This is a genomic window from Comamonas testosteroni (assembly GCF_014076415.1).
Classification (GTDB): domain Bacteria; phylum Pseudomonadota; class Gammaproteobacteria; order Burkholderiales; family Burkholderiaceae_C; genus Comamonas; species Comamonas testosteroni_F.
The window spans coordinates 2680570-2702473 of sequence record NZ_CP043568.1 but is presented as its reverse complement, the minus strand read 5'-3'; the positions used below and the strand labels follow the sequence as shown (position 1 = coordinate 2702473).

At 55.1% G+C, this 21904-nt stretch carries 26 protein-coding genes and 3 pseudogenes; 10 read left to right on the top strand and 19 right to left on the bottom strand.

Going from position 1 to position 21904, the window contains the following annotated elements; all coding sequences use genetic code 11:
- Positions 1-274: 274 nt before the first annotated feature.
- The 3 genes from F0P97_RS12280 to F0P97_RS12270 form a co-directional block, all read right to left on the bottom strand.
- A complete protein-coding gene (locus F0P97_RS12280; RefSeq protein WP_182286936.1) occupies positions 275-1627 on the bottom strand; it encodes an HD-GYP domain-containing protein in 1353 nt (450 codons plus the stop codon).
- A 197-nt stretch (positions 1628-1824) separates the two neighbouring features.
- The gene (locus F0P97_RS12275) at positions 1825-2463 is read right to left on the bottom strand and encodes a 3-oxoacid CoA-transferase subunit B (protein WP_012838252.1); all 639 of its coding nucleotides are present in this window, start codon (positions 2461-2463) and stop codon (positions 1825-1827) included.
- A gap of 9 nt (positions 2464-2472) precedes the next feature.
- Complete coding sequence (locus F0P97_RS12270; RefSeq protein WP_182286935.1) at positions 2473-3174, bottom strand: CoA transferase subunit A; 702 nt, start codon at positions 3172-3174, stop codon at positions 2473-2475.
- A gap of 74 nt (positions 3175-3248) precedes the next feature.
- Here F0P97_RS12270 and F0P97_RS12265 point away from each other — a divergent pair, with 74 nt between their 5' ends.
- Both F0P97_RS12265 and katG read left to right on the top strand, forming a co-directional pair.
- Positions 3249-3791, top strand: a complete 543-nt coding sequence (locus F0P97_RS12265; RefSeq protein WP_003055436.1) for a PAS and helix-turn-helix domain-containing protein — start codon at positions 3249-3251, stop codon at positions 3789-3791.
- 343 nt (positions 3792-4134) lie between these two features.
- Positions 4135-6336 (top strand): catalase/peroxidase HPI, encoded by a 2202-nt coding sequence (gene katG / locus F0P97_RS12260; protein WP_182286934.1) that lies wholly within the window; start codon positions 4135-4137, stop codon positions 6334-6336.
- 105 nt (positions 6337-6441) lie between these two features.
- Here katG and F0P97_RS12255 read toward each other — a convergent pair whose 3' ends face one another.
- Positions 6442-6690 carry a hypothetical protein gene (locus F0P97_RS12255; protein ID WP_182286933.1) on the bottom strand — a complete coding sequence of 83 codons (249 nt, stop codon included), beginning with the start codon at positions 6688-6690 and terminating at the stop codon, positions 6442-6444.
- Positions 6691-6844: 154 nt separating this feature from the next.
- On the opposite strand from F0P97_RS12255, the gene F0P97_RS12250 reads away from it, so the two are divergent.
- From F0P97_RS12250 to F0P97_RS12230, 5 genes are all read left to right on the top strand, one after another.
- Positions 6845-7315, top strand: a complete 471-nt coding sequence (locus tag F0P97_RS12250; RefSeq protein WP_182286932.1) for a CopD family protein — start codon at positions 6845-6847, stop codon at positions 7313-7315.
- A gap of 218 nt (positions 7316-7533) precedes the next feature.
- Positions 7534-8109, top strand: coding sequence for a MarR family winged helix-turn-helix transcriptional regulator (locus F0P97_RS12245; protein ID WP_182286931.1), 576 nt, complete (start codon positions 7534-7536; stop codon positions 8107-8109).
- Between the two features lie 61 nt (positions 8110-8170).
- Positions 8171-9655, top strand: a complete 1485-nt coding sequence (locus F0P97_RS12240; protein WP_182286930.1) for an efflux transporter outer membrane subunit — start codon at positions 8171-8173, stop codon at positions 9653-9655.
- Positions 9656-9806: 151 nt separating this feature from the next.
- On the top strand, positions 9807-11117 hold the full coding sequence (locus tag F0P97_RS12235; RefSeq protein WP_182286929.1) for an HlyD family efflux transporter periplasmic adaptor subunit: 1311 nt from the start codon (positions 9807-9809) through the stop codon (positions 11115-11117).
- A gap of 15 nt (positions 11118-11132) precedes the next feature.
- The gene (locus F0P97_RS12230; protein WP_269780127.1) at positions 11133-12746 is read left to right on the top strand and encodes a DHA2 family efflux MFS transporter permease subunit; all 1614 of its coding nucleotides are present in this window, start codon (positions 11133-11135) and stop codon (positions 12744-12746) included.
- A gap of 159 nt (positions 12747-12905) precedes the next feature.
- Here F0P97_RS12230 and F0P97_RS12225 read toward each other — a convergent pair.
- A pseudogene (locus F0P97_RS12225) lies at positions 12906-13573 on the bottom strand (IS5 family transposase); the annotation flags it as partial.
- A 207-nt stretch (positions 13574-13780) separates the two neighbouring features.
- Here F0P97_RS12225 and F0P97_RS12220 point away from each other — a divergent pair.
- A complete protein-coding gene (locus tag F0P97_RS12220) occupies positions 13781-13972 on the top strand; it encodes a DUF7706 family protein (RefSeq protein WP_182286928.1) in 192 nt (63 codons plus the stop codon).
- An 80-nt stretch (positions 13973-14052) separates the two neighbouring features.
- Here F0P97_RS12220 and F0P97_RS12215 read toward each other — a convergent pair whose 3' ends face one another.
- The 7 genes and pseudogenes from F0P97_RS12215 to F0P97_RS27545 form a co-directional block, all read right to left on the bottom strand.
- The gene (locus F0P97_RS12215) at positions 14053-14334 is read right to left on the bottom strand and encodes a hypothetical protein (protein WP_182286927.1); all 282 of its coding nucleotides are present in this window, start codon (positions 14332-14334) and stop codon (positions 14053-14055) included.
- 76 nt (positions 14335-14410) lie between these two features.
- Positions 14411-14800, bottom strand: a complete 390-nt coding sequence (locus tag F0P97_RS27550) for a polymorphic toxin type 30 domain-containing protein (protein ID WP_269780133.1) — start codon at positions 14798-14800, stop codon at positions 14411-14413.
- A pseudogene (locus F0P97_RS28040) lies at positions 14792-14954 on the bottom strand (RHS repeat-associated core domain-containing protein); the annotation flags it as partial. The gene F0P97_RS27550 and the pseudogene F0P97_RS28040, both read right to left, overlap by 9 nt.
- A 149-nt stretch (positions 14955-15103) precedes the next feature.
- Entirely contained in the window at positions 15104-15535 is a 432-nt protein-coding gene (locus tag F0P97_RS12205) for a hypothetical protein (RefSeq protein ID WP_182286926.1), read from the bottom strand.
- A 12-nt stretch (positions 15536-15547) separates the two neighbouring features.
- Positions 15548-15790, bottom strand: coding sequence for a hypothetical protein (locus tag F0P97_RS28035; protein WP_198424714.1), 243 nt, complete (start codon positions 15788-15790; stop codon positions 15548-15550).
- Entirely contained in the window at positions 15754-16233 is a 480-nt protein-coding gene (locus F0P97_RS27390; RefSeq protein ID WP_232538223.1) for an RHS repeat-associated core domain-containing protein, read from the bottom strand. The genes F0P97_RS28035 and F0P97_RS27390 overlap by 37 nt, the downstream gene beginning before the upstream one ends.
- Positions 16176-16748: a hypothetical protein gene (locus F0P97_RS27545; protein ID WP_232538222.1), complete on the bottom strand. Its 573-nt coding sequence runs from the start codon at positions 16746-16748 to the stop codon at positions 16176-16178. The genes F0P97_RS27390 and F0P97_RS27545 overlap by 58 nt, the downstream gene beginning before the upstream one ends.
- 89 nt (positions 16749-16837) lie before the next feature.
- Between F0P97_RS27545 and F0P97_RS12190 the strand changes: the two genes are divergently transcribed.
- Positions 16838-17035, top strand: coding sequence for a DUF7706 family protein (locus F0P97_RS12190; protein WP_182286924.1), 198 nt, complete (start codon positions 16838-16840; stop codon positions 17033-17035).
- A gap of 61 nt (positions 17036-17096) precedes the next feature.
- Here F0P97_RS12190 and F0P97_RS12185 read toward each other — a convergent pair whose 3' ends face one another.
- The 6 genes from F0P97_RS12185 to F0P97_RS12160 all read right to left on the bottom strand — a co-directional run bounded on the left by F0P97_RS12185 (position 17097) and on the right by F0P97_RS12160 (position 20296).
- The gene (locus F0P97_RS12185) at positions 17097-17453 is read right to left on the bottom strand and encodes an Imm8 family immunity protein (RefSeq protein WP_182286923.1); all 357 of its coding nucleotides are present in this window, start codon (positions 17451-17453) and stop codon (positions 17097-17099) included.
- A gap of 450 nt (positions 17454-17903) precedes the next feature.
- Positions 17904-18512 carry a hypothetical protein gene (locus tag F0P97_RS12180; RefSeq protein ID WP_182286922.1) on the bottom strand — a complete coding sequence of 203 codons (609 nt, stop codon included), beginning with the start codon at positions 18510-18512 and terminating at the stop codon, positions 17904-17906.
- Between the two features lie 22 nt (positions 18513-18534).
- On the bottom strand, positions 18535-18834 hold the full coding sequence (locus F0P97_RS12175) for a hypothetical protein (RefSeq protein WP_182286921.1): 300 nt from the start codon (positions 18832-18834) through the stop codon (positions 18535-18537).
- A 135-nt stretch (positions 18835-18969) separates the two neighbouring features.
- Positions 18970-19560, bottom strand: coding sequence for a hypothetical protein (locus tag F0P97_RS12170; protein WP_182286920.1), 591 nt, complete (start codon positions 19558-19560; stop codon positions 18970-18972).
- Between the two features lie 11 nt (positions 19561-19571).
- On the bottom strand, positions 19572-19733 hold the full coding sequence (locus F0P97_RS28030) for an HNH/ENDO VII family nuclease (RefSeq protein WP_420093913.1): 162 nt from the start codon (positions 19731-19733) through the stop codon (positions 19572-19574).
- A gap of 221 nt (positions 19734-19954) precedes the next feature.
- Positions 19955-20296 (bottom strand): RHS repeat-associated core domain-containing protein, encoded by a 342-nt coding sequence (locus F0P97_RS12160; RefSeq protein WP_232538221.1) that lies wholly within the window; start codon positions 20294-20296, stop codon positions 19955-19957.
- Positions 20297-20962: 666 nt separating this feature from the next.
- Between F0P97_RS12160 and F0P97_RS28025 the strand changes: the two are divergent.
- Positions 20963-21103 (top strand): annotated as a pseudogene (locus F0P97_RS28025) (DUF7706 family protein); the annotation flags it as partial.
- 92 nt (positions 21104-21195) lie between these two features.
- Here F0P97_RS28025 and F0P97_RS12150 read toward each other — a convergent pair.
- Positions 21196-21597, bottom strand: coding sequence for a hypothetical protein (locus F0P97_RS12150; protein WP_182286917.1), 402 nt, complete (start codon positions 21595-21597; stop codon positions 21196-21198).
- Positions 21598-21904 lie beyond the last annotated feature (307 nt).

The window sequence follows — 21904 nt, the reverse complement described above, 5'->3', positions numbered from 1 at the left end:
CTTAAATACTGTACAAATATACAGTTATTCAAGTTTTAGCGCAAAACAAGACCTTAATATCGGCAGCAGATACGGCCGGCTCTTGTAGACCGGACGTCGTTCGCTATCAAAAATACTTTTTCAGGATGACGCACGCAGACGCGGCAACGCACGCCGCACTGCGGCGTGATGCACAGAATTTTGAAGAAATACCGGCTTAGTGCCCGTCAATCAAGCGCCTGCAGCTATCAAACTTGAGGCCAGCCGTCCCGGGCGGAACTCGTGGCCAATGCCTTCAATTCAGCGACGCCCTGTCAACATTCAGGACCGAATTGCGACCGGCATCTGGCATCAACTGGGCGCAGGCCTCGCACCATTCGGCCACGGCGACCTCCAGCATGGAGCCTCCCTGCCCCAGCGTGGGCCAGCGGCGCAGGCAGTCGTTCATGATGGCCTGCAACTGCCACAAGGCCTCACGGTTGACCAGGGCCAGCTCGCTCATGCCCAGAGCGTCATCCTTGAAGAATCTCAAGACATCCAGTTGCTGACTGGGATGAGAGCCTGCTTCGGCCAGTTGCTTTTGCAGCTGCGCAAGATTGCTCTCCACGGCCACCGCCGGCTGTGCATCGGGCATTTGCTGCCATTGCTCGGGAAAATCGAGCCTGAGTTCGCTCCATTTGCGCAGCGCAGCCTCCAGGGCCGCAATGCTGTGCGAGAACTCGGCCTGCAGCGGCGCCAAGGGCTTGCCGGGACTGATTTCGTCGTAGAGCAGCGGCAGAATCTGGTGCACCAGATCGGCCGGATAGCTTTTGTGGTTCATGCGCAGCATCAGCGACAGACGCTGGCCCGGCATCTCCGTGAATTTCTCGAAGAAGGCCGAGACCACCTCGGCCAGCAACAGCACCTGACCCATGGACGAAATGGCATGGCCCTTGATGCCACGCGGATAGCCGGAACCATCCATGCGCTCATGGTGCTCGAGCACGGCAATCTCCACTGCACGCGAATACAGTTCGGTGCTGCGCACCACCAGCATGGCCGTGACGGAATGCGCGACCAGATGCTTGCGCTCCTCGCCGCTCAAGCGATAGTCCGGGTCGGTCCAGACGGGGTCCATGTAGAGCATGCCCACATCGTGCAGCAGCGCGGCCGTGGCCAGCGGCACGCATTCGCGCTCGGTCCAGCCGTTCTTGAGCGCCAGAAAGATCGCCACCAGCGTCATCTGCAGGCTGTGCTGGTAGAGGTCGGAGCGCTGCTCGCGCATGACGGTGAGCTTGAAGGCAATGGCCCGAGGCAGCAGCAGGCCCTTGAGCGGCGCCAGCAGACGCTCGATATCGCCGAGGGACGCCACCATGCGCTGCAACAGATCGACCTGCTCGCACAACTGGCGCGCCAGCGCGACCAGGGACGCCACGTCGACCAGATCGCCCGTGATCAGGTTGGCATCGATCGGGTCACGCAGCTTGTGCATGACCAGACGGTCATAGAGACGACTGTCAACACGTGTGCCTTTGTCTACCAGTTTCATGCCCTTGTCGGTATAGATTGCATCGCCCGTCATCACCTCCGTATGCTCGGCCATATCGGTGACTGTGCGCAAAAAATGTACATCGGTCTCGTGCCCTTGCGCACCAGCGTTCTCACTCATCAAAGCGCTCTGTTTCTGTCTGCTCAATCAAACCCAATTGTTGCAGATTGCAATAATTTGTGGGCCGCAATTAAAGCAAAAACAGCTTGCATCGCTTGCCCTATCGACCCCGACAGCTATTAATTCTGCCAATGCGGCAGAAAAAGGCGCAAAAAAAGAACCGCCGCAGCGGTTCTTGCCCGTGAGAGCGGCACCGCTTATTTCAGCAGCGTCACACCCGTCTTGGACTGGATCTCGTCAAAGCTCACGCCATCGGCCAGCTCCACCAGCTTCAGACCTTCGGGAGTCACGTCCATCACGCCCAGATCGGTGATGATGCGATCCACCACGCCCAGACCCGTCAGCGGCAGGGTGCAGCTGGGCAGGATCTTCAGGTCGGTCGTGCCGTCCTTTTTCTTGGCCACATGTTCCATGAGCACGATGACGCGCTTGACGCCCGCCACCAGGTCCATGGCCCCGCCCATGCCCTTGACCATCTTGCCGGGAATCATCCAGTTGGCCAGATCGCCTTTTTCGGACACCTGCATGGCGCCCAGAATGGACAGATTGATCTTGCCGCCGCGAATCATGGCAAACGACTGGTCAGAGCCGAAGATGGCCGAGCCGGGAAGCGTGGTCACGGTCTGCTTGCCGGCGTTGATCAGGTCGGCGTCGACCTGGTCTTCGGTCGGGAAGGGGCCGATGCCCAGCATGCCGTTCTCGGACTGCAGCCACACTTCCTTGTCACCCGTGTGGTTGGCCACCAGTGTGGGAATGCCGATACCGAGGTTGACGTAGAAGCCGTCTTCGAGTTCTTGGGCCGCGCGCGCGGCCATCTGGTCTTGGGTCCAAGGCATGACAGCTCCTTATTTCTTCTCGGTGATGGTGCGCTTTTCGATGCGCTTTTCGGGGTTGGCGTTGTGCACGATGCGGTGTACATAGATGCCGGGCAGATGGATGTCGTCGGGGGCGATCTCGCCGACTTCCACCAGTTCCTCGACCTCCACCACGCAGACCTTGCCGCAGGTGGCTGCCGCAGGGTTGAAGTTGCGCGCCGTCAGGCGGAACTGCAGATTGCCGCTCTTGTCCGCACGCCAGGCCTTGACCAGGGACACATCGGCCACGATGGCGCGCTCCATCACATAGGTCTCGCCGTCGAATTCGCGCAATTCCTTGCCCTCTGCCACCAGCGTGCCCACACCGGTCTTGGTGAAGAAGGCGGGAATGCCGGCGCCGCCGGCGCGCATCTTCTCGGCCAGCGTGCCCTGAGGCGTGAACTCCAGCTCCAGCTCACCGGCCAGGTACTGGCGCTCGAACTCCTTGTTCTCGCCCACATAGCTGGAGATCATCTTCTTGACCTGGCGGGTGTCCAGCAGCTTGCCCAGACCAAAGCCGTCCACGCCGGCGTTGTTGGATGCCACCGTGAGGTTCTTGACGCCGCTGGCGCAAACCGCATCGATCAGGGCCTCGGGAATGCCGCACAGGCCGAAGCCGCCAACAGCCAGCAATTGCCCGTCGGCCACCACGCCCTGCAGCGCCGCTTCTGCGGATGGGTAGAGCTTTTTCACACATGTCTCCTTGAAATTGGATGCGCTACGATACTACGTACTTGAGTAAGTAGTTTTTCGTAAAGAGCAGTACCATGGTTGTGGATTACCGGCTGGCGTTCGATGCCGCCCCTGTAGGTCTCGTCATCTCGCGCAACCGCATCATGATTGACTGTAATCGGCAATTGTGTGAAATGTTCCATGCCTCGCGCGAGGTACTCATAGGACAGACCTTCCAGGTGCTATACCCCAGCGTTGACGAATACGAGCGTCTGGGCGCACGCATCGCTCCCATCCTGAACACCACGGGCATCTATTCCGACAACCGCATCATGAAGCGCGCCAATGGCGAGGTGTTCTGGTGCCATGTCAGCGGCCGCACGCTGGACCGCAACGACCCCCATGCCTCGGGCATCTGGAGCTTCGAGGACCTCTCGGCCCATCGCCCCGTCAAGGCCGAGCTCACGGGCCGCGAACGCGAAGTGGCTGCACGTCTTCTCGAAGGCATGACCAGCAAGGAAATCGGCAAGGCACTGGCCATCAGCCATCGCACCGTGGAAATCTACCGCGCCCGGCTGATGCGCAAATATGGTGCCTCCACCGCAGCCGATCTGGTGCACAAGCTGGTAGCCGGCTGAGCCGCTGCCACAGTCGAGGCCAGGTAGGTCAACGACCTGATTTGATGGCTCATGCTTGTGCAAACAGGCAGGCTCGCATACGCTCAAAAAGTCACAGTCTCAGTCACTTTGCGAAGTACCTGAACCCGACTTTGCGTCGGCTCAAGACTCGACCCATATTTCTTTCTATGGCGCTGCTTAGTAATTTCAATAGCACAACACGCCCTTCAGGCCAGCCGCGCACCGATAATTCATCTCAGCCAATCGCTAATAGCTATTGAGTTGAATTGATTGATATCAATCATTGATTGATATCTGTTTCCTGGACCTACCGACCTGTCGGATCGTTGAAACGGAGAGCCCCATGACTACTGAATCCAAGTGCCCCTTCCACCAAGGACAGAACAGCGAAACCGCCGCCGCAGGCAACGCCACCAGCAACAAGGACTGGTGGCCCAATCAGCTGCGCGTGGATTTGCTGAGCCAGCACTCCGCCAAAAGCAACCCCCTGGGTGAAGACTTCAACTACGCCCAGGCTTTCCAGAAGCTGGACTATGAAGCCGTCAAACGCGACCTGCGTGCCCTGATGACCGACTCGCAGGACTGGTGGCCTGCAGACTTCGGCCACTACGGCCCTCAGTTCATCCGCATGGCCTGGCACGCAGCCGGCACCTATCGCATTCAGGACGGTCGAGGCGGCGCGGGCCGCGCCCAGCAGCGCTTTGCCCCGCTCAACAGCTGGCCTGACAACGTCAACATCGACAAGTCGCGCCGCCTGCTGTGGCCGATCAAGCAAAAGTACGGCAGCCAGATTTCCTGGGGCGACCTGATGATGCTGTGCGGCAACGTCGCACTGGAAACCATGGGATTCCGCACCTTCGGCTTCGGCGGCGGCCGCGTCGACACCTGGGAACCCGATCAGGACGTGTACTGGGGCGCAGAGAAGGAATGGCTGGCCCCCACCCAGAACCCACACAGCCGCTACAGTGGCGAGCGCGACCTCGAGAACCCGCTGGCCGCCGTGCAGATGGGTCTGATCTATGTCAACCCCGAAGGCCCGGACGGCAATGGTGACCCCCTTTCGGCCGCGCATGACATCCGCGACACCTTTGCCCGCATGGCCATGGATGACGAGGAAACCGTGGCGCTGATCGCCGGTGGCCACACCTTCGGCAAGACCCATGGTGCGGGCCCCGCCAGCCATGTGGGCGCCGAACCCGAAGCCGCCGGCCTGGAAGCCCAGGGCCTGGGCTGGGCCAGCAGCTACAAGTCAGGCAAGGCCGGAGACGCCATCACCTCGGGCCTGGAAGTGACCTGGACCCAGACTCCTGCACAGTGGAGCAATTTCTTCTTCGAGAACCTGTTCAAGTACGAATGGGTGCAGGAAAAAAGCCCTGCCGGTGCCATTCAGTGGGTTGCCAAGGACGCTGGCGATGTCATCCCCGACGCGCATGGCGGCCCCAACAAAAAGCCCACCATGCTGACCACCGACCTGTCGCTGCGCATGGACCCGGCCTACGAGAAGATCTCGCGCCGCTTCCTCGAAAACCCGCAGGCTTTCGCCGAAGCCTTTGCCCGCGCCTGGTTCAAGCTGACCCACCGCGACATGGGCCCGCGTGCACGCTATCTGGGCCCCGAAGTACCCCGGGAAGAGCTGATCTGGCAAGACCCCATCCCGGCGGTCAAGCATGAACTGGTCAACGACGCCGATGTGGCCGCCCTCAAGGCCAGGCTGCTGGCATCGGGCCTGTCGGTGCAGGAGCTGGTGGCCACGGCCTGGGCATCGGCCTCCACCTTCCGTGGTTCGGACAAGCGCGGCGGCGCCAACGGTGCCCGCATCCGCCTGGCTCCGCAAAAGGACTGGGCAGCCAACAACCCCGCGCAACTGACCAAGGTACTGGGCAAGCTCGAGGAAATCCAGCGCGAGTTCAACAAGGCGGCCGAGGGCGACAAGCGCATCTCGCTGGCCGACCTGATCGTGCTGGCCGGCAGCGCGGGCGTTGAAAAAGCGGCCGCAGACGCCGGAGTGAAGATCAACGTGCCCTTCACTCCCGGTCGCGGCGACGCCAGCGACGAGCAGACCGATGCCGAATCCTTCGCGCCGCTGGAGCCCAAGGCCGACGGCTTCCGCAACCACCTGCAAGGACGCTTCCCGGCACCCGCCGAAGCCTTGCTGATCGACAAGGCCCAGTTGCTGACGCTCACGGCACCCGAGATGACCGTGCTGATCGGCGGCCTGCGTGCCATCAACATCAACACCGCCGGCAACCACGGCGTGCTGACCCAGACTCCGGGCAAGCTGACGAACGACTTCTTCGTCAACCTGCTGGACATGGGCACACAATGGCAGCCCCTGGAGGATGGCAACTACGAAGGCGTGGACCGCAAGAGCGGCGCCAGGAAGTGGACCGGCACCCGCGTGGATCTGGTCTTCGGCTCGAACGCCATTCTGCGCGCCGTGGCCGAGGTCTATGCCGAGAAGGGCAACGAGCAGAAGTTCTACCAGGACTTCGTCGCTGCCTGGGTCAAGGTCATGGAACTGGACCGCTTCGACCTGAGGAAGTAATGGGGCGCGCCGGGGTGAAAGCCCCGGCTCCAGAAAATCCCAAAAGAAAGAGCTGCCAGCGCCTGTCAATCAAGCGCTGGCAGCTCTTTTTTCAGGAGCAACACATCACATCTCCAGCTCGACCGCTTCCTGCGACAGATCCCAGCCCAGCACAAAGACACGGTACTGGTTCTGTCCGCTGTCATCGCTCCAGACCTCGGGGCCGAACTCGCTCATATTGCCGTTCAGACTCAGTCCTTCGCGCAGCGCGCTGGAATCGGTCTGCTCGGCCAGCACATAGCGGCCGCTGCCGGTACGCAAGGCGACCCGCCCGGAAGACTGCTTGAAGGCGACGACGGTGGCTTGTTCTGACATAAGGACTCCTTCGCTATTGTTGGCTGTTGCTGGTTGCAGCCAAGTCTAATCAGGCCAGGGCTCGGCGAAGTCCTGCTATGGCGGCCTGTGTGTTCCGCCCGTAGGACGATCTCCGTTAGGCTAGCGACATCTCCGCAATCAGGCACCACAAACCATGCTTTTCATTCTGTTCAAACTTCTGCACCTTCTGGCCATCATCATCTGGGTGGGCGGCATGTTCTTCGCGCACTTCTTTCTGCGTCCTGCCGTCCAGGGTCTGCAGCCGCCCGAGCGCGTGACGCTGATGCATGGCGTGCTGCAGCGCTTTTTTGCCTGGGTCATGGTGCTGGTGGTCGTCGTGCTGGCCACCGGCATCGGCATGATTGGCAGCATTCACGCCATGGCCGCCCAGGCCGGCGGCCGGTTCAACATGCCGGTCAACTGGATCGTGATGAGCATTCTGGGCCTGGTGATGATGGCCGTGTTCGGTCATATCCGCTTCGCACTGTTCAAGCGCCTGGATGCGGCCGTGCAACTCAAGGACTGGCCCGCGGGCGGCAAGGCGCTGGAGAGCATCCGCAAATGGGTTTCGCTCAATCTGGCCCTGGGCCTGGTGATCGTGGTCGTGCTGCGCGTGCCGCTCTGATCCTGAAGCAGTCTTTGCGAGCCCGGTCTTCATGGCCGGGCTTTTTTATGAGCCCGGAAAAGCTCTGGCGTATACCAACAATGCGCAAACTGCTTTTATTTTCATAGCAACAAAAACAGGTACTGCACAGGCAGGCCAGGCTCCATTCAAAACCTTGCTGACATTTTTTTGCAGCTGCACAATAATTGCCAACTCAATCATTGATCAAACAAATATTGGTGGCGCCATTGCAAAACCAGACCGACCCCATCATCGACCCGCAGGACGAGTCCAGCTTCTTCTACCAGGCAGGGGTCTACGCGCCGGACAAAAGCATAGGCTTTCTCATGCGGCGCGTACTCAGCTCCATCCTGCAGCTGGCCGACGCCCAGCTGGCCGAGCAAGGACTGACCTATGTGCAGTGGCTGCCGCTGTACAAGCTGCTGATCTGCTCCGACACCAATAGCAGCACGCTGGCCAAGGACCTGGGCATGGACCCGGCTTCGGTGACGCGCGCGCTGGACCGCATCGAGGCCAAGGGGCTGCTGCGTCGCGAGCGCTCCACCACCGACCGGCGCGTGGTGCATCTGGTGCTCACCGAGGAGGGGCGCAGCGTCGCCACCCAGGTGCCCAAGGTGCTGACCAAGGTGCTCAACGGCCATTTGCGCGGCTTCAGCCACAGCGAATGCACGCTGATGCTGTCCATGCTGCAGCGCATGCTGGTCAACGGCGATGCGCTGCGCGAGGCCCTGACCCAGGAGCCGGACAAGCCCCCCATCCAAACGAACGAGGCAGGCCGCGTCCCCAGGGACTAGTCTGGCCTGCTGCCTGCTTCTTTCACCGCCCTATTTCAATAAAAACCACTGGCACTTTTCCATGACCTCTAGACCTTCACGCAAACCCGCCACCGGGTACACCCCCGGCCGTTCGCTGCTGGCAATCGCAGCACTGGCCGCCGTGCTCGCGCTGGCAGGCTGTGCCTCGCAAGGGCCGGCGCACCAGCCGCTGGCACGGCTGGGCTCGGCCGATGTCGGCCTGAGCGACTCCGCCAGCCTCAGCGCTGCGGACGCCACGGCCCTCACCTCCTCCCAATGGTGGACAGGTCTGGGCGATGCCCAGCTCAACCAGCTCATCGATCAGGCCCTGGCCGGCAGCCCCAGCCTGGCCGCCAGCAACGCCCGCTTTGAAAAAGCCGCAGCCCTGGCCACGGCCAGCAGCACGGCCGGCGATGTGCACGGAACGCTGAGCGCCGACGCCACACGCCAGCGCTACACGGCCAACGGCATGATTCCCGCCCCCATTGCGGGCAATATCTACAACAGCGGCAATCTGCAGGCCGGCCTGTCCTGGTCGCCCGATTTCTTCGGCAAGCATGCCGCTGACTTGCAGGCCGCACTGGGCCAGGCACGCGCGGCCAAGGCCGACAGCGCCGCCGCCGCCAACCAGCTGGCCGCACAGGTGGCGCGCAGCTATATCGCGCTGGCCCGGCTGATTGCCCAGAAGGATGTGGCAGAGCGCACGCTGGGCCAGCGCCAGTCATTGCTGAACCTGAGCGAGCAGCGCACCAGGGCGGGCCTGGACAGCCAGGTGGAGCTGACCCAGGCCCAGGCCGGCATGCCCGATGCCCAGACCCAGATCGAGATGCTCGGCGAGCAGATCACGCTGGCGCGCCGCACGATTGCCGTGCTCTGCGCCCAGGCGCCCGATGCGCAAAATACGCTCTCGCCCCGACTGTCGGTGCTGCGCATCCAGCCCGTGCCCCAGGCTCTGGGCGCGGATCTGCTGGGCCGCCGGCCCGATGTGGTTGCCGCGCGCTGGCGCGTGGAAGCGGCCACACAAGGCATTGAATCCGCCAGGGCCGACTTCTACCCCGATGTGAATCTGACGGCCTTTGTGGGTCTGAACGCGCTGGGCCTGGACAATCTGCTGCAGGGCAGCTCGCGCCAGATGGGCATCACGCCTGCGCTGCGCCTGCCGATCTTCGACGGCAAGCGCCTGCGCGCCCAGCTGCGCGGCAAACAGGCCGATCTCGACACCGCCATCGCCCAGTACAACGGCGCCGTGCTCGATGCCGTCAAACAGGCGGGCGACGCCATTGCCTCCGTGCAATCACTGCAGCGCCAGCAGCAGCTGCAAACCGAGTCGCTGTCCAAGGCCGAGCGGGCCTATGACTTTGCCGTGCAGCGCTATCAGGCCGGCCTGGGCAGCCAGATCACCGTGCTCAACACCGAAACCCAGCTCATCAACCAGCGTCGCCTGGCCGTGGACCTGCAGGCGCGCGAGCTGGACACCCGCGTGGCCCTGGCCGCAGCCCTGGGCGGCGGCTGGAGCGACGACACCCCGGCTGTTGCCGTGCAATAGACATCGGGCTCAAAAAAATCAATAGCTGCTACCGCTTTACTGCCATTGAATTCAAGGCAGAAACACTCTCAATTCATTGATTGACAAGCGTCAGAAGCTCCTCTTTTTCAATAGCGCAAAACCGCTTCACAGATAACAAAGCGCCAACATCATGACCGATACCAAGCCTACTCAGAACGCTCCCCAAGCTCCTGCGGCAGCTACGCCCAGCGCCAACCCTGCGGGCCGCCGCAAGGGCCTGACCATCGTGGCGGCCGCGGTCGCCGTGGCCGCCATCGCCTGGGGCGGCTGGCACTGGATGGTGGCCCGCAACTACCAGACCACGGACAACGCCTATGTGGCCGGCAATGTGGTGCAGATCACGCCCCAGGTCGGCGGCACCGTGATCAGCATCGGCGCCGACGATACCGACTATGTCCGGGCCGGCCAGTTGCTGGTGCAGCTGGACCCTGCCGACTATCTGGTGCAACTGGCCCAGGCCGAGTCGCAGCTGGCCCAGACCGCGCGCCAGACCCGCACCCTGTATGCCAACAACGCCCCGCTGGCCGCCCAGGTCGCCCAGCGCGAGGCCGATCTGCTGCGCCTCAAGGCCGATGCAGCCAAGGCCAACGACGATGTGGCACGCCGCCGCCCGCTCACGGCCACCGGCGCCGTGGGCAAGGAAGAGTTTGACCATGCCAAGGCGCTGGCCACGGCCGCCAGCAACGCCGTGGCGGCCGCCGAAGCCGCCGTGCGCGCTGCCAAGGCCCAGCTAACGGCCGCCGAAGCCCAGACCAAGGGCACGACGGCCGAGGACTTCCCTGCCGTCATGGCGGCCGCAGCCAAGGTGCGCGAGGCCTATCTGGCCCTGCAGCGCACGCGGCTGATCGCCCCTGTGGACGGTTTTGTGGCCAAGCGCGGCGTGCAGCTGGGCCAGCGCGTGGCCGCCGGCTCGCCGCTGCTGACCGTGGTCGATCTGCACAAGCTCTGGGTGGATGCCAACTTCAAGGAAAGCCAGCTGGCCGATCTGCGCATGGGCCAGAAGGTGGAGCTGACCGCCGATGTCTACGGCGACAAGACCACGTACGAAGGCAAGGTCGTGGGCCTGGGCGCGGGCACGGGTGCGGCGTTTGCGCTGCTGCCCGCGCAGAACGCCACCGGCAACTGGATCAAGGTGGTGCAGCGCGTTCCCGTGCGCATCAGCCTCGAGCCCGAAGCGCTCAAGCAGCACCCGCTGCGTGTGGGCCTGTCCATGGACGTGAAGGTCGATATCCGCGACAAGGATGGCCAGGCCCTGGCCAGCACGCCGCGCACCGAGCCCGTGGCCCAGACCACCGTCTATGACGGCAGCCTGGCCCAGGCCGAGCAGCGCATCCAGCACATCATCGCCGGCGACAAGCTGCCTGCGCTGACCCAGCTGGCCGATCTGCCCGCCCCGGCACCGGCCGCTGCCGCCCAGCCCACTGCCCAGCCTGCGCAATAAGACGCGGAATCAGCCATGACTTCCACGACCTCTGCCAACCCCGGTGCGGGCGCCTCGCCACCGGCTCCGGCGGCCCGCCCCATGCCACCAGCCATCGCCCCGCTCAAGGGCGCGCAGCTCGCCCTGGGCACGCTGGCACTATCGCTGGCCACCTTCATGAACGTGCTGGACTCCTCCATCGCCAACGTGGCCATTCCGGCCATCTCCGGCGATGTGGGCGTCAGCCCCAGCCAGGGCACCTGGGTCATCACCAGCTTTGGTGTGGCCAATGCCATCTCCGTGCCGCTGACGGGCTGGCTCACCCAGCGCTTCGGCGCCGTGCGCCTGTTCACCATGAGCGTGCTGCTGTTCGTGCTGACCTCCTGGCTCTGCGGCTTTGCCTCGTCGCTGGAGATGCTGGTGCTGTTCCGCGTGCTGCAAGGCGCCGTGGCCGGCCCCATGATTCCGCTGTCGCAGACTCTGCTGCTGTCCAGCTATCCGCCCGCCAAGGCCGGTGTGGCGCTATCGCTCTGGGGTGTGACCACGCTGGTCGCGCCCGTGGTGGGGCCGCTGCTGGGCGGCTGGATCACGGACAATATTTCCTGGCCCTGGATCTTCTACATCAACGTGCCCGTGGGCCTGCTCTCGGCCCTCATGACCTGGAGCATCTACCGCAACCGCGAAACGCCCACCCGCAAGCTGCCTATCGACACCGTGGGCCTGTCCCTGCTCGTGCTCTGGGTGGCGGCGCTGCAGCTGATGCTGGACAAGGGCAAGGAACTGGACTGGTTTGCCTCCAATGAAATCATCGCCTTTGCGGTGATCGCTGTCGTGGCTTTTGCCGTGTTCGTGGTCTGGGAGCTGACCGACGCCCATCCCGTCGTCGATCTGCGCCTGTTCAAGAGGCGCAACTTCGCGGCCGGCTCGATCGCGCTGTCGATCGCCTATGGTCTGTTCTTCGGCAATGTGGTGCTGCTGCCGCTGTGGCTGCAGCAATGGATGGGCTACACCTCCACCTCGGCCGGCCTGGCCCTGGCGCCCGTTGGCCTGCTGGCCATCCTGCTCACGCCCATGGTGGGCCGCAAGGTCGGTGTCTGGGACCCGCGCAAGATGGCCACGATTGCCTTCATCGTGTTTGCCATGGTGCTGTGGATGCGCTCGAAGTTCACCGTGGAGACCGACTTCGCCCATATCCTGATTCCCACGCTGATCCAGGGCGGCGCCATGGCCTTCTTCTTCATTCCGCTGACCACCATCACGCTGAGCGGACTGACGCCGGACCGCATTCCTGCCGCCGCAGGTCTGTCCAACTTCGTGCGGATCACGGCCGGCGCCATGGGCACCTCGATTGCCACCACGCTCTGGGAAAGCCGGGCTTACATGCACCATGCGCATCTGACCGAGCTGCTGGTGCAGGGCCAGGGAACGTTTGCCAGCACGGTCAGAAACCTGCAGGCAGCAGGCATGAGTGCCGAGCAGGCCTATGCTCAGATCAACCGGCTGATCGATCAGCAGGCCTTCACGCGGGCCGCCGACGACATCTTTCTGGCATCGTCCTTTCTGTTCCTGAGCCTGATCGTGCTGATCTGGTTCACCAAGCGCCCGGCCTCTGCCGCAGGAGGCGCCGACGCGGCCGCCGGCGCACACTGAAGGACTTTAGAAAAAATTGGCTGGAAACGCTTGAACAACAAGCGCTTTCAGCTATTTTTTTGATAGTTTTCAATTACCGGCAGCCTGCTTGTTTCCGGTGAAAATGGGCGCTGTTGCATAAATCAAGTTTGAGGCGAGCCTCCCCAAACCCGGCCGTGGCTAGGCCACGGCTGCCGTCTGAGGACTGCCCAGCTCAGTGAATCGGTTCAATATGGCTGCCCTGATTGCAGCTCGTTGACTTGGCGCTCAAAGGTGCGAGACATCACTCGTTCACCCAATCGTTTAATGCAGTTCATCTTGGTCTCCACCAAGCTTCACCGGTGGTAGCCAATCCAGCGCTTCCAGATGCTTCGACCCAGCCGCCTGCACGAGTCAATCGCAGCATTGCGATACCCAAACACAGCCCCCTTGCGGATTCGAGCATTCTTGCGCGGAGGAATGATGGCAATGGCGCCGTGCCTGACGACCGCTTCGTAGGCAGGCTGTGTGTCGTAGGCACCATCGCCTGTAAGGCTCTTGAGCGCTTCATCTGGCGGTAACTGCTCTAGTAAGTCTGATAGCACCGAAGCATCACTGACGTTATTGCTCGTCACGCAGATTGCTCGAATCTGCAAGGTGTCGGCATCAATGCCTATGTGCAGCTTGCGCCACTGACGGCGGTATTCAGCACCGTGCTTTTTGCACTTCCACTCGCCTTCACCCAGAAACTTGATGCCCGTGGAATCAACCAGCAGGTGCAAGCCTGCTTTGCTGGGGGAGTATGGAATCTAAACATTCAAATCTCGCTGCCACCGGCACAGGGTGCTGAAACGTGAGACCGGACGATCACAGGGATCATACTGATAACGGGTGACGGTCCCTTCTAACCTGTGTTCTTCCAGCAATAGCGCACCTGTTGGAAGCGGCATAGCAACAACTGGCACTGATTATTAATGGATTGATGGTGCAGGAGGCCGCTCCTGCGCATCCCTGCGCTCGCGGTATTCGTACATCCTGTACAGCACAGCGGGCTAATTATCGGAGGGGGAAAAGACATGAAGACAATAATCATTAACGAGCCGGAACTCACCCCCGATCAAGCCTGGGCACTGGCACAGTTCACCAAACGGCTAACCTGGGATGGCATGCGGGCTTGTGCCATGAATGAGGAAGAGACCTATCTGATCTGGGATGCGATCTATCAGTTGCAGACGGTGCTGGCCGTGGCGGGATTTGCGCCACGCTAATCGCTGAGTAAGATATTCAAAGAGGCCAGCAATGCTGGCCTCTTTGTTTAGCAGCCGAATATTATCAAAGTAGCATGTCATCATGCACACTCTAATATCTCTGATGTTGTACTATTAATGTCATGCTTTTCCCTCCACATTTTTAATGGGTTCAAGTTAAGTTCAATGTGTTGCCTTTTTGCATACATCAAAATATCGCTCATAGTGGACAGAGCATCAAATTGATTGTCATAATCAGTATCATCGATAAAAACATCAAACAATGAACACCATAGCTTTACAATAATCCCTTCACTGGCTATTGGATGATTATTATAAGGAGACGAGAATAGATCCCTTACAGAACCAATTAAGTCAAACACATCAGTCTCTTTCTTACCTATACCATCCTGTATTTCATTTATTTTTTTGTTAAAAAATCATTATAATTTTCAGGCATCAGTTAACTCCGGGAAACCTAGTTGGTTGTTCTATCGGAATGTGAACGTCATTACTTGTTTTTGAATTGTAATGTGGGCTGCTGGGATTAAATACACCAGGAGGGTTATAAGTCCCACTCGCATCCATACTCTTCTTACCATCAAGTATTCTGACGACCCATCCTTTACTGGCATTGTAGCCTGGTGGTGCTGAAGGATCTATCCTATGGATACGGACTGTTGTAGTGCCACCGTCTGCATTTTTCCATTTATACTCATATCCGTAATCACCGGTATGGCCCTTTGGAGGGGTCAATTTACGTACTTTTGCATTACCAGGAATGGTAATAAGTTCTGAGCCGTCTACTCTTTTGATTTTATTTCCTGATAGAGTACATTTCAGCCCCAACGGATCAATCCAAGTAAGAGAATTAGGCACATATGTATACAGGTTCACTCCCCGCCAGTCCTATAGGATCCTGCTGCGTAAACCGTCCTATATCAGGGTCATAATACCTAAACAGGTTATAATGTAATCCAGTTTCCCGGTCAAGGTATTGCCCCTAAAAACGCAGGTTTTGATGCCGGTGAGTTACTTGGGTGTTGGCTGCACTCTATCATCCCAGCCATATAGCTATTTATGCACCTGGGACTCCATCGCTTGCCGCCTACAAGCAACTCGAAGTATTTTGGGTATATATGCAACTCAAATTCATCTCGGTACCTCATACTCATCAACATAAACTTCGACTTCTTCCTTTAACCAACCTATTTCTTTTAACCATAAATTCATATTAGCCAAAAAATCTTTCACATCTAAATTTTCAAATTTATATTTCTTAAATTTAGTACAAAAGAAATCATAAAAATAATGGCTCAAATAAAATCGTTGCCAATCTTTAGAAAGAGTTTGATATTTATCCTCGCTGACAGTAATGTCACAGTAAAGAGTATTATCTTTTTTGACGAATCTCAAGCTTGAGGCCCTTTTATACTCATCAGGGAGGCATCGAAAAACAAAGAACATCTCAATATTACATTTTGAATATTTTTTTTCTATTTTTTCAAACACAGACTCTAGTTCCTCAGAAATAAGAGAAACCAATGTCAACCCAGAAGTGTCTGATGATTGTTGTATTTTCATATTACTCCATACTTAATGGCTACATTTTTTTCCTGGGGGCTTGTGTCCTTTCCAAGATTCATAACCCTTAATTTTCAATCGTTCCCAAAAACGATTAGTGCTTTTATTTTTACCACTAAATATTGTCTCATATTTAAGTCCCATTCTCTTAAGCCAAGATGCAGAGTATCGTTTTGTCGGGTTTTTTGTCTCACCTATTTTCCAAAGCTCCCCTTTTTTTAAGAACACCTGACCAACAGGTGATTTCCCCCCCACTCCATAACATCATACCAACCATCTTTAAGAGCAGTTAATGCATACAACTCATCTAATCCAAACGGATCAGCCCAAACCATTGGGTTCTTTGTAAATCTATAAAGATTGCTCCCGCCTTCCAACCCAATCGGATCCTGCTGCGTAAACCGTCCTATATCAGGGTCATAATACCTAAACAGGTTATAATGTAATCCAGTTTCCTGGTCAAGGTATTGCCCTTGCAAGCGCAGATTTTGATGCCGGTGATGGAGGTTGGCATCCCCCGTTTCAAGGCTGGCTTTACCCCAGGAGTTGCACGTACCCCGCCAGTATTCGTTGCCCTGAGCTTCTGGCAGGCCATTGGGCTGGCAGTGATAATAATAGACTTGGGCTGTTTCCCTGCCATCTATCCGGGCCAGTGGCGCATAGCTCTTCTGGTCTTCATAGACGTAGACCAGCGGCACCCGTCGCGCTCTTCCGCCAGCAATCGCAGCCCCTCCCAGATAAACCGGGTCTCTGAGGTGACAATGGGGACGGTAACTTCGTTCTCCGGGTAGTCGCGCGGTGCCCTGTACTGATAACGGATACCCTGATATTGTTTGAGCTGATTATGTTGCCAATGCCCTGAGCTTGGCGTGTCCAGCAAATTCGAGGCCAGGTCGTAGTGCCAGGTTTCCGGTGAAAATGCATTGCTTTCACGCTGTTGCAGACGATCGGCCGCATCATAATCATAGTGACGCCAGGCATACGGGGCTGTTGCCTGTTGTTCACGCGTGAGATTATGGCGCAGATCATATTGCCAGCTCTGCTCCTGCACCGGCGGTGCGGGATAAGGGGTTTTGAATACCGCGCGTTTGCTCACGCGTCCCAACCGGTCATACTGCAAGTGAGCAGATAATTTCCCCATCGTACGGCCCGTTTCATGGTGCAGCCGGTCACGGGTAAATTCGGTAATGGGCATTTCATCCAGAGCAAGCAAGTTGATTATTGAACCCGAGTTGAAGTGTTAAACGGCTACCACACAGTTATCACTTTATGATTTATGCCAATAAACTCGAGGTTCTTATTATGAAATTTGCCATTACCGATTTACAAAATATTTATTTAACCCACACTGACGCAACCGCATTAGCCCAACTGGTCAAACGCCTGAGCTGGTCAGAACTGCGCGCCTATGCCGTCAGTGACGATGAAGCCTATGAGATAAAGTATGCCGTTCATAAGCTCCAGAACGCACTGGCTGAGGTGGGCTATGCGCCACGGTAGCAGCTAAAAAATAGCCGGAAGGATCGGGGAATCTTTCCGGATTTTGAGTTATTTCATTCCTTCATATTCCCAATAAAAAAATATCAGCCAATTCATTTGAAGATTGGATGGGGTCTAATGATTTTATACAAGACAATCTTTTATCTATTGTTCTTCTAACCGTATTCCAGTCATATGTTTCCAATAATAACATCTTATATAATTTAGGTTTTTTTATCTGATTCTCTTTCAGATTAAATATCCCTTCAGGTGTGGCAATAATAATCGAATAGACATCAGACTTATCATCATTGGTAAGGCCTATATTCATTTCCAACAAGTAAAAAACCGAGTTACTTTCCGCTTCCCAACCCCAAGGATCATATATGTCAGGAGACCAATAATGTTTGACTTCAAATTTCTTTTTCTGATTTTTCATTTATAGCTCCACATCTAAATGAACATTATTATCCCACGTTCCTTCAGGAATTTTTCGGTTTTGGAAGTTAACTTGCGTACCAGTTTTTTGACCAAGGTTCTCCCGTCATTCTGTTAACTCCTCTTTTGAGAGAAGGCCCCCTATATTGACGTAATCCATCCGCTGAAATTAAAAGATCAGAACCATAACCTTTAACCACTTTATAATCTGGTCCAACAAAAGCTTCTCCTAATTTTCTTGCATCTGTAGCGATCAGATTCGGCAATCTCCTGAAAGTTCGATTTATTCAACAAAGCCCCATGAATGAGGAAGAGACCTATCTGATCTGGGATGCGATCTATCAGTTGCAGATAGCGCTGGCCGTGGTGGGATTTGCGCCGAGATAACACAACAACAGATTAAATAAAAAAGCCGGGATAAGATAAACTCCGGCTTTTTAATATATTTAGGTTATAAAAACGTCTCTAATAGATTTTTATCAAACGCTTTATTTCCCATCATTCTTTTGCTCATAATGGCTTCCATATTCAAGCTTTCCAGCTGGATATTATTCTTTTTGATAACGTATAAAATCGTTAAGAACGGGTAAGCGTAGTAATCAGGATGAGCTAGCACATCGTCGATCAGGGCTGGCTTCAGCTCAATGACATTCATTAATCGGGGAAAATAAATATCTTGAACCTTTCCCGCTATCCATTCACAAGCCTTTTTTCGCTCCACTTCATTTCGAGGTAAATCAACAGTTCCCCCCATATTGGGAGCGAATGACTTAAACCCAATTTCCATTGAAGTATTCATGACAAGTTCAAAATCAGTTGCCACATTTGGTCTGTATGGCGGTGAGATCTCCATGTAAAAATTGCGTAGCTCTGGCAAAGATACGCTCATTGAAAGATTATAACCTTGAGCATTGTTTAAAAACCTAAACCCTATTCTTCCAATGGCGTCACCAACCTTGACACCAATTTCATTTCTGATCACTTTTACATTTTTAAAAGAGGAAAAAGTATCCTTCAAGTAGTCTTGCAGTTCTTTTTCAAAAATTTTCCGTAATTCCATAGACATATCAATATAGGCCTCTTTAATATTTCAAGACGTGGAATGTGCCATCATGCACAGAACCTCTAGAGCCTATTTTTTCATTAATACCAGCATTTCCGGTAGCAATCTCAAATTTCCCCTGTTGCCCTGCTGATGGCTTAATTGTTCCACCGCCGATCCCTTGCGTTGTATTCGATGGGCTACTCATATCAAAGACTCCCGCCCCTTTCTGATTTTTCGTCAACCCGCCAGAGCCATGCTTAGCTTCAAAGATGTGGTAATTCCCTTTTGAGTCGATTGCCACAAAGTCAGCCCGAATTCTCTTACCATTGACTTTCATTGTCACTTCTTCAGCAACGATTTTATAGCCATTCCGTTTAATATCATGTGCAGCTTTGTTTCTGCCCCGATTTCCACTAAAGGCCGAAGCAGGAAGGAGCGTTAAGCTCGCTTCCAGTTATTTAACAGCATCTAATTACATTGATTGTTCAATGGTCACGTAAGACTCTTTTTCTTCATTCAGGAATATATATAAATATGAAATGTCATGCCGAATTTCAGATATATCAATTTGCCCCACAAAAATCAATGGATGGTTATTTTCAATTGGCCAATTTGGTGATTGAAGCCATTTTGGTGGTTTTTTTAATGACTTAAAATTATCTTTTATCTGTTTTTTTAAAAACTCTTCAAGCTCTTTATTTCCATTATGGTCAGACAAACCAACAAGATATTCAATGTAGCCACCTGGAATATCCAGCCATTTAGGCTGCACTTTCATAATCAGCTTAACTATATCTTTATATTTTGGTGTTTTTTCTATTTTTATTCCCTGACAAGTTAAAAACTGACTTAGCAATTCCTGCACATCCCAAAGTTCTCCAAATGATTTGTAATCTCTCTCAATCAAAAAATAATATAATTCATTTTCACCTACATAAGGAGGAAGAGGTGTATTTCTAGATAAACTTTCCTCTAGCTCTTTATCCTTATATAAGGCCGACTCAAATTCAGAAGGAGATATATCTCCTCGAACAAAACCACAAATGATATCTAAAGGTTTCATATTCTCTACCATTATAAATACCTATATGGGTCAAGTGCTGCATGTTGTTCTCGCGTCACTTCTCGAAGATTTATAGGATTGTTTACATCCGGTCCACCATTACGCTGTGGATTATGATGATGCAATTCTATCGGATTTCCATTTTTATCGAGAGGAGCACTACCTCGATTCATTCTTTCCATATTCTTAGGACTAAATTCATTAGTACCTTTCGTGGCAGCGTGTCTATTTTTCTAGTATCGGGATCTTACAACATCCCAACTCGGAGTGCTTCCATCAGGTAGAGGCTTGTCAATTGCATCACCTCTTTTCCATTTTTTAAACTTAACTTCCACGCATTTAAGACCCAACGGGTCGACCCAACCCAGCGGATTCGGCGCATACGCATAGAGGTTCACCCCCCCGCCAACCCAATCGGATCCTGCTGCGTAAACCGTCTTATATCAGGGTCATAATACCTAAACAGGTTATAATGTGATCCAGTTTCCCGGTCAAGGTATTGCGCTTGCAAGCGCAGATTTTGATGCCGGTGATGGAGGTTGGCATCCCCCGTTTCAAGGCTGGCTTTACCCCAGGAGTTGCACGTACCCCGCCAGTATTCGTTGCCCTGGGCGTCAGTCAGCGCTTCTGGCAGGCCATTGGGCTGGCAGTGATAATAATAGACTTGGGCTGTTTCCCTGCCATCTATCCGGGCCAGTGGCGCATAGCTCTCCTGGTCTTCATAGACGTAGACCATCGGCACCCGTCGCGCTCTTCCGCCAGCAATCGCAGCCCCTCCCAGATAAACCGGGTCTCTGAGGTAACAGTGGGGACGGTAACTTCGTTCTCCGGGTAGTTACGCGGTGCACTGTACTGATAACGGATACCCTGATAGTGTTTGATTCGCCATTTTCATTGCGCAAGGCCACCAGCCGGGTGCGCCCCCCTCGCCCCCCGGGCTTCGATAGGGCGGCCTGCCTTATCGTAGTCATACTGCAGGCTTTCATCCTGTGCGTCGGTCACTTCCACCAAGAAATGCCGTTTATCATCACGATAATGGGTAGGTTGTGCAGAACACTCAGTACTCTTGACCAATTGCCCACGCATGTTATAGGTAAACTGGCTGGTGCCGCCCTTGGCATCCGTATACTCGATGACTTGTCCAAACTGAACACGGCTGTAACGCCGTTGCTGGCCAGCGCATCCGTTTTGCTTCCAGCAATAGCGCACCTGTCGGAAGCGGCATAGCAACAACTGGCACTGATTATCAATGGATTGATGGTGCAGGCGGCCGCTCCTGCGCATCCCTGCGCTCGCGGTATTCGTACATCCTGTACAGCACAGCGGGCTAATTATCGGAGGGGGAAGAAGGCATGCAGACAATCATCATTAACGAGCCGGAACTCACCCCCGATCAGCCTGGACGCTGGCCCAGTTCGTCAAGCAGGTGGACTGGATCGGTATGCGGGCTTATGCAGTGAATGACGAAGAAGCCTATCTGATCCGGGATGCTATCTACCAACTGCAAAAAACATTGGCCTGGGCAGGCTTTGCGCCACGATAGAGCAACAGCGGATTAAGCATAAAAAAACCGGAGTGATCGAGGATCCTCCGGTTTTTTATGTTCGCCTTACTACAACCGACGGTAAATATCTCTTAGCTCAGCCGAGAATTTTTTTGATTGGGTATTCTCAGCGCCTTCAAGTAATTATCAAGTTGATCTGGTTTATATTTTAACAAGTAATATCGGATTAAATAACCAACTAAAAAGCTATTATAAAAGGGTAAAACCTCTATAACTTCGTCTCGTTCATCCTCGTCTTTATCCTGATCATCCTCATCATCACTCACTTCTGCTAACGTCATTCCCACGAACTTGACAAGCTTGTCTTTATCGCTTGTGCATAGGAGACCTAGATCTTCAAGTGATAGCCCGGATTTATTGACCATTCCAGCTTCAATATTAAATACTTGGCTTGGTGGTATCTCAGGATTTACGTTCAACGAAAGGTCAACAGTAACCTTGTTGAGCAAGTTAATATAACTATCTGTTTTCACGAACTCTCTTAAATCAATAGTCGTTACCATGAGTTGGTCCCTTTTATAATCTTAATTAAGTCATAACCCGTATGCCTATATGGATCCATCGAAGCATGGCCCCACGGCGTTGTCGGTTCAAGGTTCCAAACTTCATGCGCTTTAGGAGAACCACTACGCTGTGGTAAATATTTGTGGTGAATCTCCATTCGGATATCTTTTGTCTCAATAATCCCTTTGTTTTATTATAAACCTGCACCCGCATCTTAGGATGCGTTACCCTGACTCATCAATTCTAGATTTTTCTGCGAATATTTATGGGGATTTG